Raw genomic sequence first — 13,907 nt, forward strand, 5'->3', positions numbered from 1 at the left:
GTGCGCCGTGCCGTCAATACATGCCGGTCATGTTGAGGAACCAGCCGCGATGGTCGTAATCGAAGTTGGTCAGGTCATCGCTGAACTCGGTGAAGTTGTAGCCCACGCCCAGACGGAAGTTGCGGGTGATATCGCGGTCCAACCCCACCAGGAACCCCTGCCGCGTGCCGCCGTCCGCCACATCCAGCCAACGGTATTCGGCCAGTGCATGCCATTGGCTGCGCAGTTCGTAACGCAGCTGCGCGGCAGCGAAATTGGTGGCCGAATCGAACCATGGCCCATACCCGCGCTGCATGCGCACGTCGCCGTCGCGGCGGGCCAGCTTCACCGCGTACTCCCAGTGCTGGTCCTGCTTGTACACGCCTTCCAGTGACAGCACCTGCGTGCGTTGATCGTACTCGGCACCACCCACCTGCCCCAGCGTGGCCAGGTCGTACAGGTAGGTGTAGCGGCCGAACAGGGCCCAGCGTGTACTGTTCCACGGACGCCAGGCAAAGCCCAGGTTGCTCTCCATGAAGCGTGCGTTGGCCAGCCGATCGTAGTCGTCATCGGTGTCGGAGTAGTTGATGCGTGCAGCAATGCGCCAGCTCTCGTTGATCTTCCAGGTCAGCCGGTTGGTGGTCACCCATTGGGTGCGATTCTCCGCGCCCTTGTCCCGCCGCCATTCGAGTTTGCTCTGCCAGTCGGCGGCCGGTGAGGTATGGCCGCCACTGATGCTCACCGCACGCCGGTCGACATCGGCGCCACCGGGCTTCTGCAGATCACCGCTCTGCAGGGTGAAGCCCATGTTCCAGCCCTGCGCCGGATAGAAATCCATGCCGTAGGTATGCGCCAGCCCGGACTGCTGCGGTTCCTTGATGAACTGGCTTTCGTTGAACATGTTGCTGCGCTCGGACAACCGCCAGCGCTGGCCCAGCGTCCAGCCATTCTGGCGGTTGGGTTCGAACAGCGATTCCTGGTCGGTGATATCGGTGGAATAGGTGTAGCCGGCATACAGGGAATGTTCTGGTGTGAGCCGGTATTCGCCACTGAGCAGTGCCGAGTTGCCACGATCACCGACGCTGCCCTCGGCGGTGACCGAGGACTGATCGCCGAACAGGTATTTGCCGCCGGCGACCAGCGCATTGTTGTCTTCGTACTGGCCGCCATCATCGTCCAGTGTGGCCTGCGCCAGACCATACAGGTTCAGGCTGGTGCCGAACTGGTGCGCATACTTGATCGCGCCCAGCACGCCAGTCGCGCTGCTCAGCAGGCGCTGCTCCTCGACCCGGCGGACCTCGCCACTGAGGGTGTCGTAGTCACCGATGCGCCATTCCAGGCTGGCCTGCGCCTGAGTCAGCGCCTGCCGGCCAATCTCGGCACGGCTGTAACGTGCGTACAGGCTGAGGTCGTTGGTCAGTTGCCCGAGCAGCTCCGCGCCATACTCGGTCACCGGCCGGTTGGTGTCGTAGCGGGCGGTGGAATAGCCGGCATCGGTATCGCGCCACCATGCGCCGGCACTCCAGTCCAGCGTGGTCCAGCCCAGCTCCTTGAAATTGGCACGGGCTTCGATTGAACGCGCATCGCCCTTGCGCTGGCCGAGCAGGCGGTTGCTCTGCACGAAGCTCATGCCGCCGTTGTCGGAATAGAACACCGGCGCGCCAAACGATTCGGTATGCGCGTACTCGGCCTTGAGGTAGGTGCCCTTGCCCGCCTGCAGGGTCAGGTCGGCGCCGCTGAGGGTGTAATCCTCACCGCTGCGGTTTTCCTTGACGTAGGTGACGCCAACGCCGAGGTGATCGCCCAGCCACTGCTTGGCACGTACGCCCGCGGTGATGTTGTCATCATCGAAATCACTGGGCACCCATTCGTAATCCACCACCAGGCGCTGCTCATAGCCGTCCAGTGGGCTGTCACGCGTGAGCGTGGGCACGTTCTCGCGGGTGATCTGCGCCAGCGGGCGGGTCAGCAGCAGGCGCCCCTGCAGCTCGTTGATCTGGTAATCCACGCCGCGTACCAGTGGCACCCGTTGCTCGACGCGGCCGGTTGCCGGGTCGCGGATCTCCAGCACCACGATGTCCGAACCCGGCAGGATGTCGGTATTGCGCAGGTAGTACAGGCTGCCACCGGTGCCGGCAAACTCATTGTGGCCCGGCGCGGTCTCAGCCTGCGAGCCAAAGCCGCGCAGTTCGGTGCGCGGGTCGCCCCAGGCATTGATCGCACGCGAGCGCCAACTCACCGCGGCGCCGTAGAGCGAACGCACGTACTGTGCATATTCGGTGCCGGTCAACCCGGTGGCGTAGTTGCCCCACAGTGCCTGGTTCTTGTCCCAGTCCACGCGGACGTAGAAACGCCCCATCGTGTCGACGTCGCGGTAGGTGCTGGAGTCGTCACCGTAGGTGGGGTAGTACAGGTCAGGGTCCAGCCGCCGGAAGATGTCCTGCGGCGTGGCGCTGGTGAATCCGTCAAACAGATGGCCCAGGTCCTGTTCGGTGGTGTCGGCCTGCGCGGTAATCAGGTACTTGGCGCGCGCCTTGGCCTTCAGATAAAAGGCCAGCCGCCCATCGCTGATGATGTCGTCGCGGTAGCGCCCATCCACGCTCAACGGCGCGGTCGAACGGCCGATGTCGTTCTGCGCGATGGTGACATCGGCCAAGCCGATGCCAAAGAAGTAGCTGCCGGATACATCCACTTCCAGCTGCTGGTGTTGAGCGACGGGAGTTGCACTGCCCTGCCCCGGCCCCTGCACGGCGATATCAAAACCATGGCGGCCGACAGGCATCAGAAATTCGGCCACGAACTTGCCTTCCAGATCGACCGGATACGGCTCGCCATTGATGCTCAGGCTGCGCCCCTGCGGCAGGTTGCGGCCCTGCAGGCGCACCCGCGAGCCGTACACCGGGATGTTCTGCTGGCGCAGGCCGTTGCGCGAGAACACATCATCCACCAGTCGCTGCTGCTGCGCCTGCTCCACGCTCAACGCGCTACCCAGGGCTTTTTCCGTTGTGTCGCGCAAGGCGCGGTTGCCGCGCTCCGCTTCTTCCGGCGTCACCAGTTGCAGGCGGCTGGGCATGGTCTCATCCCAGACCCCATCAGCAGCATAGGCACGCAGCACATACACCAGGTCATCCCCGGCACGGTAGCGATAGCTGGCCGGCAGCGCGCCATCCCATTCGGCCTGGGCCACCCCGGTGGGAGCAACCGCGACCGTTGCCAGCGGCTCGATCAGATCAATGTCGGCAGCGCGGTAAAGGCGCAGCTCCATGCGCTGGATGAAGGCGGGGTAGTTGCTGCGTATCGCAAACCGTACCGGTGCGACGATGCGCTGGCCGTCGTAAGCCACGAACGACGGGGCCGACACCGCCAGCTCCGGCTGCCCGAGATTGGGATCCTCGGTTGCCCAGACCACACCACCATCGGCCAACTGCACCGAGAAGCGGCCAACCGCGGTGGCCTGCCCGGGCAGTTCCCGGGCAACGGTGACGCGCCGGTCCGGCTGCAACGCTTCTATCGAGGAACGTGGGCTGGTCCCGGTGGTCACGGGTTGGTCATAGCTGCGCGTACGCAATTGGAACAGCAGTCCCTGGTCATTGCTGCAACGGGTTTCAGCACAGTCCAGACTGGGGTCTTCGGCAGCCGCTGGGGAAGCGGCGGGATTCGGAGCCTGCGCCGCGGCAACGCCACTGACCAGCAACCCGGCCAGCGTGCAATCGAGCAATCTGCGCTTCATGGCGTTCCCTCCTGCAGCGGCGCGTCCAGCGGGGCCTTGGGGTCGGATTCGGCCTGCACCCTGACCTTGGCGCGCAGCGCTGGCGGCAACTGCGCGGTGATCGCCTCCTGTACTGCACGGGCGCGGCGCAGCCCAAGCTTGACGTTGTAGTCATAACTGCCATGCACGTCGGTATGGCCGACGATGCCGACCTGGCCGCCACCATCGCGTTCCAGCGCCGCGGCCATCTGCTTGATCAGGGTGTTGAACTCCGGGCGGATGCTGGCTTTGTCGTTGTCGAACAGCACGGTGCCCAGCAGTGCCGCATCACTGGACCAGCCGGCCACCAGCGGCGCCTGCGGGCTGTCGTCGGTACGCACGTTGATCTGCACCTGCTGCAGCTCCTGTGCCTGCAGGCGCGAGGCCAGCGCGGTCCTGAGTGCGGTGGCGCGGGCGAATGCCAGCTCCGGCGGTTGCCCATCAGCACTGATCCGCACTTCACCGCGACGCCCGCGGATCTGTTCGGCAATGCGCTCCACCACGCTGTCAAAGCGCGCGGGGATCTCGGCACTGCCCGGGGCGAACAACACCTGGCCCAGTACAAGTTCAACCTGCTCCTCGCTGCCGGCGATGCGTCCAGGGGGAAGACGCACGCCCCAGTCGAAGCGCACCGGCACCCCGGGGGTGATGCGCCGCAGGAGCGGGTTGTCGGTGGTGAACACGGCGCCCGCCGGCAAGGTCACCGGGTCCACCTTGAGGATGAAGTTGCGCCCGCGTTCCCACGCGCCGCCGTTGACACCCACCAGGTGGTAGCGGCCGAACTGATCGGTTTCCATCAACAGTCCCTCGACCGATGCGATGCGCACGCCGGGGATGCCGCGCTCATCGACGCCGTCGTTGCTGACCACATACTCGACGGTGGTGCCGTCGGCCTCCTCGAATACCCGCCGCGTTACCTGTGGCTGGGCGGCACTCAACCCCTTGCGCGCGTCACCGGACAGTTCCATGCGGGTCTGCCCCGCCTGGTCCATGCGCAGGCTGAAACCTTCCGCACTGGTCAGCACGAAGTCGTCGCTGAAGCTGGGCGCGCGCAGGCGCTGGCGGATGACAACCTGGTGCCGTTCGGCTGGATCTGCATCGGACTGGCGTGCGGCGATCGCACCCAGCGCCAGGCCCTTCAGCAGCGGCACGCTTGCATCCTGCTGCGGCGTTTCCACGCCATCACGCAGCACCACCGTGCTGCCCGGCACGTACTCCGCCGCTGCAAAACCGCCCTGCACCTTCACCTTGCTAAGGTCTGCGCGGTCCTGCCAACCATCGCCGTCGCGATCGTCGAACACCGTACCGATGATCAGGCTTTCATCCAATAGCGGATCCGGGTTGAGCACGACCTCGGCGGTGGCGATGTTGGAAATGGGCGTATTGGCTGGCGACAAGGCCTGCGCCTGATTGACATGGGTACCCTGGCGCACGCCGGCGCCGACGCGCATCAGGTAGGCAACAGTTATCACGCCGCCAGCCGGCAGGTTGAGCCCGCCCAGGCGCACCGGCCCGGCACCACTGACCAGCAACGGGTCACCGCCGCTCTGCTGCAGCGAGCCGGCGACGAAACTGAAGCCCGGCGGGGTACTATCGACCACGCTGCCGTTGACCAGGTCGACCCCGCTGACGTTCTCGATCCGCAGCGTGTACAGCACCAGGTCGCCGATCTTCACTTCACGCACGCCGGCGGTCTTGGTGATGCGCAGCAGCGGGTCATCAACCGGGTGATGCGTATCGCAGTTGTCGCAGACCGGCGGCTGCGGCCCTCCACCGCTGGGAACCACGGTGTTGTTGACCACGCTGCCCGCCTGCTCATTGACGGTGGCGTCGTAGCTGAGGTTATGCACGCCCACGGCGGTACCTGCCGGCAACGTGCAGGTCACGGTGTTGCCGCTCTGGCTACACTGCGCCGGTAGCGCCGAGAGCGTCAGCCCGGCGTCGGCGGTATCCACCAGTACCAAGGGCTGGGTGGTGGGCGCATTGGCAACCACGGCGGTCAATGTGTAGCGCAGCACCTGGCCACGTTCGACCTGGGTGCCGCTGCTGGGGTCGGCGGACTTGCTTACATCGACAACCGGGGTCAGTACGGGGGTGTCGGTGCCGCAGTTGACGGTACAGCTGGGATTGTCACCGCCGCTGGCAAGCACGGCATTGCGTACCGAGCCGCTCGCCTCGTTGGTCACCACTGCCGTATAGGTCAGCGTGTAGACGCCGATGGCGGTCCCTGCCGGCAGCGTGCAGACCAGCGGACTGCCTGCGCTGCAGGTATAGCTGCCGGCATCGCCCATGGCACTGAACTGCAGCCCCGGCCCCGGTGTATCGGTGAGGGTCACCACATCGGTGGTCGGTGCCACGGTGATGGTCGTGGACAACGTGAACACAAGACTGTCGCCCGCGCGCACCTCGGTCTGGCCAGCGGGCAACAGGACGCTCTTTGCGTAGGCGACCACCGGCTCGGATAGAGGATTGTCGATCCGGCACACCGCGCAGCTGCCATCGCTGGGCACCACGCTGTTGTGTACCGCCGTGGTGGCGGCGGAATTCACCTTGACGCTGTAGCTGACGCTGTAGCTGCCGGCGGCGGTGCCGGCAGGCAACGTGCAGACCACCGGCGCGGCGGCGTTGCAGCTGAAGCTCCCAGCGGCGGTGACCGCGCTGAAATCAAGCCCGGGACCAAACGTATCGGTCAGTGTCAGTGGTGCGGTCAGCGCACCACCGCTGATCACCGAGGTGACGGTATAGACCAGCGTCTGCCCGCGCGCCACCGCGACACCCGCCCCCACATCGACACTCTTGCTGGTGGCGATCTCCACCAGCGGGTTGACCGTGTCACAGGTGGTGCAGGTGCCTTCGCTGGGCACCACGCTGTTGCCCACCGACGTGGTCGCATCCTGGCCAACCAGCGCCGTATAGCTGACCACGTACGTACCGGCCGTGGTACCAGTCGGCAAGCGGCACACCACCGGATTGCCAGTCGTGCAGGAGAACGCCCCGCTGGCGGTAATCGCGTTGAAGACAAGCCCCGCGCCCAGGGTGTCGGTCAAGGTGAACGGCTGGCTCAGCTCGCCATTGCCGCTGAGCACGGTGGTCACGGTATAGGTGAGCAGCTGGCCGCGCTGCACGGCGGTGCCGGAACCGACATCAACGGTCTTGCTGCTGCTGATCTGCAGCAGCGGGTTGTCCGTAGAGCAGTCGACACAGTCACCCTGGCTGGGCACCACGGTGTTGTTGACCGACGCCGTGGCGCTGGCCTGCACGACCGCCGTGTAGCTGACGCTGTAGATACCCGGCCCGGTTCCGGTGGGCAGCGTGCAGCGGATCGGGTTGTTGCCGGTGCAGCTGAAGCTGCCAGCACTGGTGATGCTGCCAAAGGCCAAGCCAGCGCTGAGCGTATCGGTCAACACCAGCTCACTGAGCAGGCTGCCGCTGCCGGAGATGTTCGTGGTCAGCGTATAGGTAATGGTGTCCCCGATCTGCACGCCGGTGCCGGTGCCGATGTCGGACGCTTTGCGGGTAAGCACGTCGACCAACGGGTCCAGCGTGCTGCAGGGGTCACAGGTGCCGGCACTGGCAACCACCGCATTGCGCACCGACACGGTTGCCGTTGGCGCTACCGTGGCCGAGTAACTGACATCGTAGGTGCCCGCCGGCGTTCCCGCTGGCAGGGTGCAGACCACCGGGTTGGCCGCATTGCAGGCGAACGCGCCAGCACGGGTGATCAGATTGAAGGTCAGCCCGCTGCCGATGGTATCGGTCAGCGTCAACGGCTGCGCCAGTGCGCCGCCGGTGATGGTGGTGGTCAGGGTATAGACCAAGGTGTCACCGATCGCCACCTGCGCGCCGTCGCCGACGTTGGAACTCTTGCGCGTGGCGATCTCGACCAGTGGATTGACCGTATTGCAATCGGTGCAGGTGCCGCTGCTGGGCACCACGGTATTGCTGACCTGGGTGACGGCACTGGCGTTGACGGTGGCGCTGTAGCTGACCGGATAAGTGCCGGCCGCGGTGCCCACCGGCAGCGTGCAGCGGACCGGATTGCCAGCTACACAGCTGAACGCACCCGCCGAGACAATGCTGCCAAACGTCAGCCCGCTGCTGAGCGTATCGGTCAGTACCAGCGGCGAGGTCAGGCTGCCGTTGCCGCTGACCTGGGTCGTCACGGTGTAGGTGATGGTCTGCCCGCGCTCCACAGCGGTACCTGCCCCCACATCGGAGCGCTTGGACGTCGCCACCGTCACCAACGGGTTGTTGGTGTTGCAGTCACTGCAGGTGCCATCGGAGGGCACCACCGTGTTGCTGACCTGGCTGACCGCAGCCTGCGTGACCACGGCGGTATAGGAGACGCTGTAGCTGCCCGCGGCGGTGCCCGATGGCAGCGTGCAGATCACCGGTGCGGCGTTGTTGCAACTGAAGCTGCCGGCACTGGTCACCGCGCCGAATGCCAGCCCCGCGCTGAAGGTGTCGGTAAGCGTGAGGGTGCGGCCCAAGGGGCCGCCACTGACCGTTGTGGTCAGCGTGTAGGTCAGCACCTGGCCGATGCTGACCGAGACGCCGCTGCCTATATCCGAACGTTTGACGGTATCAAGCGTGCCGACCAGCGGCGTCACTACGGTCGAGGTGTTGTTGCTGGGATCGGTATCGGTGACGCCGGGTGGTGTTGCGATCCTGGCGGTGTTGGACACCTGCGCAACCGCAAGTACGGGGAACAACCCCAGCAATGCCGAAAGCATGGCAATTCGCATTGCGCTGGCACATCGAAAGTAAGAGTGGCTGGACACGTGGACTGTTCCCTGGCTGGCCCGGTGGCCCTGCCCCGCCCACTGCCTGAGGCGATGGGTACGGCATCCACACGAGCGAGTAGTTACCGGCTTGCTTTCGAGTCATTGCACCCAATACGCACGGACCACCCCTCGACTCCGGGCCGTCAACGGAAAATGTAGAACGCCGCTTCAGGCGCGATCCAGCGTAGATACACCGCGAATGAACCAGTAAAACTACGAGACGTATTGCGTCATCGAATCAATCACGCGGCATGCCGCCGCACTGGTCGCAGCAGGCACCAGCGCCGATATACCAGCGCACGGCAATCGCGCGATCCCCGCGCACAAGCCGCATGCGCTTCGTGCCACCAGCTTCCGGCCTTGGCTGGGCGGCACCATCGCGAATACGAGAGAGGTCACACGCGCTGCATCCAGCGCGCATCTCGGCCCCTTGCCTTTTCAGTCCCGCGCCAGCTTGGCGGCGAATTTCTGTTCGATATCCTCATAGGCATCATCGGCCAGATCGAACACCACCTTCACCACCGTACCACCGCTGAACGGAAACTGTGGCTTGTACTCCTTGCTTACGGCGTCGCCACCGTCATAGCCCACGCACAGGCCCTCGCCGCACAGGATGTAGCGCCCGGTCTGGGTGCGGAAACGCGCACTGGCCATTGCTGCATCATCCAGATGCAGGGTCATCGTGCCGAACGCCTCGCCTTGTTTGCTGACGCTCTGCTTGGCGAACTCCACGCCTACCAGATGCCGGCCTTGACGCGGCGCGTCGCAGACCAGCTGCTGTTCCGGCGTGATACCAAGGAAGTTGTAAACGTAGTACAGCTTGCCGTCCTTGACGAACAACGAATAGCCCCCGAAACGTGAGCCCTGGGCGATGATCACGCCCTGGCTGTCAGGGCTGAATTCCACCTCGGCCAGCATCTTGAACGACACACCCAGGGTGCGCGCCGCTGCGGCCTCGGGAACCTCGGTGGTGTTCGGGTAATAGACATAACGGTCGCGCTGCGGCGCGTGGTATTCGGCGGCATGCATGGCGCGCACGCCCAGATCGATCAACGGCAGCACGTTGTTGCGGCTCGCTTCACTCAGCCACAGCTTCTTCAGCTGTTCCAGCCGGTCGGGGTGCTTGGCGGCCAGATCATGCGCCTCGGCACGATCGGTGTCGGTGTGGAACAGCTGCCAGGTGTCCTTGTCGAAATGCCCTTGATCGGAGGGAATCGGCGCGTGGTCGGTTGCGGCCTTCCAGCCCTCGCTCCAGATGCTGCGGGTGCCGGCCATCTCGTAATACTGGGTTTTCTTGGTGGTGGCAGCCTGCGCACTGTCGAAGCTGTACAGCATTGACACGCCAGCCAACGGCGCCTGCTTCACACCATCAACGAATTCGGGCATGGGCACGCCGCAGGCTTCAAGGATGGTCGGCACGATGTCGGTGCAATGGTGGTACTGGTGGCGCACCTCGCCCTTGGCGCGGATGCCCTTGGGCCAATGCACCACCAGCGGGTCGCAGGTGCCGCCGGCGTAGGAGGCATAGCGCTTGAACATGCGGTAAGGGGTGGAGAACGCCACCGCCCAGCCGGTCGGGTAATGGTTGTAGGTATCCGGCGAACCGAGTTTGTCGATCATCGCCAGGTTCGATTCGACATCGTCCGGATAGCCATTGAAGAACCGGTTCTCGTTGACCGAGCCACTCGGTGAGCCTTCGCCGGAGGCGCCGTTGTCGGCGCAGTAGAAGATCAGCGTGTTGTCCAGTTGGCCGGATTCCTCCAGGTAGTCGATCACCCGGCCGATCTGCACATCGGTGTACTCGGACATGGCGGCATAGACCTCGGCCATGCGGCTGAACAGGCGCTTCTCGTCGGCATTGAGCGTGTCCCAGGGGCGCACCCTGTCGTCGGCGGCGGCGCGGTCTGCCGGCATCGGGTTGATCGGGGTAAGCACGGTATCCGCCGGCAGGATGCCGCGCTCGATCATGCGTGCCAGCGCCCACTCGCGGTAGGCCTCGTAACCATCGTCGAACTGGCCGCGATACTTGTCGATATAGTCCTGCGGCGCGTGGTGCGGCGCGTGGTTCGCGCCCGGGCAATACCACATGTACCAAGGCTTGTCCGGATCACACTGAACGCTGTCACGGATGAACGATACTGCCTTGTCGGCGATGTCCTTGGAGAAGTGATAACCCTCTTCCGGCTGCGCAGGCTGGTCGACGAAATGGTTGTCTTCGATCAGTTCCGGGTACCACTGGTTGGTCTCGCCACCAATGAACCCGTAGAAACGGTCATAGCCAAGGCCCAGCGGCCAGCGCTTCTTCGATGCACTCATGCCGAACCCGTCGACCGGCACGTTGTGGTTCTTGCCGACCCAGAACGTGCTCCAGCCCGCGTCGCGGAGTATCGACGCCATGGTGCCATTTTCCAGCGGAATGTGGCCGGCATAACCGGGAAAGCCAGTAGCCGCCTCGGAGATGCAGCCAAATCCGTTGGCGTGGTGATTGCGGCCGGTGAGAAAACACGAACGGGTCGGTGAGCACACCGCCGTTGTATGCCATTGCGAGTAGATCAAACCGTTCTTTGCCAGCTTGTCCAGCGTTGGCATCTGGATACGGCCGCCATAAGGCGACCATGCTGCCTGGCCAGTGTCGTCGTACAGGATCACCAATACGTTGGGCGCTCCGGCCGGCGCGCGCTTGTCCAGAAATGCATCCCAATCCGCCTTGGAGTCACGGATATCCAGTTCAATGCGACCGCTGAACTTGCCTGGCATGAGGGTGCTCCTGAAGGGGAATTCGCCATCTAGGCGAGGGGGAAATCACCCATGCATTCTGTTGAAGCAGGTGAATTCCTTCCAGCCGGAAATCTGCTGGTACGCCCTAGGTAAAAATACCGGTGGCACGCATCACATCGGAATCAGCCGATGGCAGCGGTCACCGAGCGCTGCCGGAAACAACGTAGTTTTACCGGGGCTGCCTGCGAGTGTTTACGTATTGCCCTGCTTTTGCGCATGCCGAATCCTTGGCATTGACGTTGCACGCACCTCCCCTCCGCGCGGACCGGTGAAAATGAGCACACAGCCCTCCCCCGTTGTTGTTGCCGGTGTGCTTGCCGGCGTGATTTCGCTGCTTGCATTCAGCCCCGATGCGGGCGCGGTTGAAGGCGGGCTGGGCCGCTCGATCACCGGTCTTCAGGTCACCGACTACGCCGGTGTAGTCCCCCCCAAGCCTGGCTTGAACCTGGCCTTGGGCTACGTCCACTATTCCGGCCAGTTCGATGCCGACCGCGCGCTGCCCATCAGCGGCGTTGCCGCGCTTGGCATGGACGCGACGTTTGACCTGTACTCGCTCAGCGGACTCTATGTCTGGCCGGCGAAGAGCGGACGCTGGAATTTCGCCTCGCTGGTGACAGTCCCTTTCGCCAGTGTCGATCTCAGTGCAGACGTGTCTGCAGGCGCGTTCAACCGCAGGGTCAGCGACAGCTTCAAGGGTGACCTTTACGACATCAGCTTCTCCCCGGTGATCGCCGGCTACCATTTCGATGAAACCCACCATGTTGCGCTCTCGGTCTCGATATCCGCACCGGCGGGCAGCTACGACCCCAACCGATTGGCCAACCCCAGCCTCAACGCCTGGATATACACGCCCACCGTCGCTTATACGCAGCTGGCCAGCCAGGGCACAGTGGAATGGAGTACCGCCGCCGGTATCGACTTCTCCACCCGCAACGACGCCACCGACTACCGCAGTGGAGCAGTTTTCCATATCGACTCCCAGGTCATGAAACGCTGGGAGAACGGTTGGGGTCTGGGCGGCGTCGGCGGCTGGCTGCAGCAGGTCGGCGACGACAGCGGTGCACTGGCCGATCGCCTGGATGGCTTCCGAGGGCACTCACTGGCCGCGGGCGCGATCATCTCCTACCAGCACAAGCATGAGGACCTGAGCATGTCGGTGTCCCTGCGCTGGCTGCATGAGTTCGACGTGCGTCGCCGGCTCGAGGGTGATCCGCTGATGCTCAGTGGCTCCATTTCGTTCTAGATCACAGGCAACATCGACGAACACGGGGTCACTCCGACACCGCGGAAACGCTAGTGATCGCACTTCACTCGCGGCTCAGATGCAGCTGCAAACCTTCGGTGGTATTGCGAACCAACACCAGCTCGATATCCGGGTTGTGGCCGCGCACCTTGACCAGCACATCCTCGCCGTCATCGATCTCTGTCTTGTACGGCGAGCGTCCGTACTGACGGCGGAATGCATCGCGGATCAAATGCGCTGCGTGATTCTCGTGGGTGCCCGCAGGGATGGCCACCACCAGCCGCGTGGCTTCGGCACCTTCCGGCCTGAGCGAGAACTCGATCTCACCATCAACGTCGGCGGTGTGGTTCACCGCGATCCGCCATTTATTGGACGGCTCGGCGATGGCGGCCTGTGCCAGCATCGCCAACCCGCATCCCAATGTCAGCGATAGATGCCTGGGGGTGCACTGCATGGTCGGTCTCCTTGAGGGCTATTCGGGGAAGACCAGGGTGATGGTCAGACGAGCGGTCCAGCGGCTGGCCAGCGTTGGTCGTTCAACGTTGTAGTAATAGCCGCCGCCGACGCTGACCGGCCGCTTGCCGATGCGCAGCACCTTGGAGACGGACCCGCCCAACGGCACGGTCCAGCGATCACTGCTGTTCGCTTCCCAGTTGTAGGAGGACTCCGAGGACAGGGTGAACGACCAGCCATCACGCAAGGAACGCGAGAAGAAGGGCTGCATCGCGGTATTGCTGACATCTTCGCGGGCGTCATGGCCGCCGATCGACCATACATGGTTGAGCAACGCGCCCATCGTCCACTTTCCCCGCTTGTGCACCAGCACGAAGGCCGGCCCCAGCGAGTACTTGCCGGTACCCAGGCTGTCGTGGTTTGCCGTATCGAACATTGCCGCAAAACCGAAGCCCAGCTCGGTCGGGCTGTGTTCGCCGGGCTTTGTGGGAATGTAATAACCCTGCACGAACAGATCACCCAGGCCCTGCTGGTGCTGCGGAAACTCGTTCCACTGGTAAGGCAGGATAGGCCGCAGCAGAAATTTGCCGTGTTCTCCGACGAACGGAATGACCGGCTGTATCTTCAACTGCTGGTTGTGCTGGCCATTGCCGACATCGCCGAGGTAGTTGTACTGGAACGGCACCGATACCAGCGCCGCGCCCGGATCCGCCAGCTTCTGTGCCAGGTCGTCGGCGGAGTGCGTGGTTGGCGCCTGCGCCAAGGCCAGCGCCGGCATCAGTACCGCCGCCATCAATGCAGGAAAGCAGGTCTTCATGGTCGCTCCCGGATCAGCATCAAGCGCTTTATCGCAGTGCGCGCAGCCTGCCGCCAGCGCGTTTTTACCCGATCAAGGGCAGTAAATTTACCTGTCGGCAAACCG

6 protein-coding genes are annotated in these 13,907 nt (G+C 64.0%); 1 reads left to right on the forward strand and 5 read right to left on the reverse strand.

The features are described from left to right. Window positions 1-13: 13 nt before the first annotated feature. The 3 genes from BCV67_RS00640 to BCV67_RS00650 form a co-directional block, all read right to left on the reverse strand. Window positions 14-3,709: a hypothetical protein gene (locus tag BCV67_RS00640; RefSeq protein WP_062165965.1), complete on the reverse strand. Its 3,696-nt coding sequence runs from the start codon at window positions 3,707-3,709 to the stop codon at window positions 14-16. Continuing rightward, on the reverse strand, window positions 3,706-8,460 hold the full coding sequence (locus BCV67_RS00645) for an OmpA family protein (protein ID WP_062165967.1): 4,755 nt from the start codon (window positions 8,458-8,460) through the stop codon (window positions 3,706-3,708). The genes BCV67_RS00640 and BCV67_RS00645 overlap by 4 nt, the downstream gene beginning before the upstream one ends. Before the next feature lie 489 nt (window positions 8,461-8,949). Continuing rightward, window positions 8,950-11,268, reverse strand: a complete 2,319-nt coding sequence (locus BCV67_RS00650) for an arylsulfatase (protein ID WP_062165969.1) — start codon at window positions 11,266-11,268, stop codon at window positions 8,950-8,952. 295 nt (window positions 11,269-11,563) lie between these two features. Here BCV67_RS00650 and BCV67_RS00655 point away from each other — a divergent pair, with 295 nt between their 5' ends. After that, window positions 11,564-12,532 carry a SphA family protein gene (locus BCV67_RS00655; protein ID WP_065867998.1) on the forward strand — a complete coding sequence of 323 codons (969 nt, stop codon included), beginning with the start codon at window positions 11,564-11,566 and terminating at the stop codon, window positions 12,530-12,532. A 64-nt stretch (window positions 12,533-12,596) separates the two neighbouring features. On the opposite strand, the gene BCV67_RS00660 is transcribed toward BCV67_RS00655, so the two are convergent. Together BCV67_RS00660 and BCV67_RS00665 are read right to left on the reverse strand one after the other, a co-directional pair. Beyond that, entirely contained in the window at window positions 12,597-12,986 is a 390-nt protein-coding gene (locus tag BCV67_RS00660; RefSeq protein ID WP_156455705.1) for a hypothetical protein, read from the reverse strand. 18 nt (window positions 12,987-13,004) lie between these two features. Beyond that, window positions 13,005-13,802, reverse strand: a complete 798-nt coding sequence (locus BCV67_RS00665; protein WP_062165975.1) for a hypothetical protein — start codon at window positions 13,800-13,802, stop codon at window positions 13,005-13,007. Window positions 13,803-13,907 lie beyond the last annotated feature (105 nt).

Source organism: Stenotrophomonas nitritireducens (genome assembly GCF_001700965.1).
GTDB lineage: Bacteria > Pseudomonadota > Gammaproteobacteria > Xanthomonadales > Xanthomonadaceae > Stenotrophomonas > Stenotrophomonas nitritireducens_A.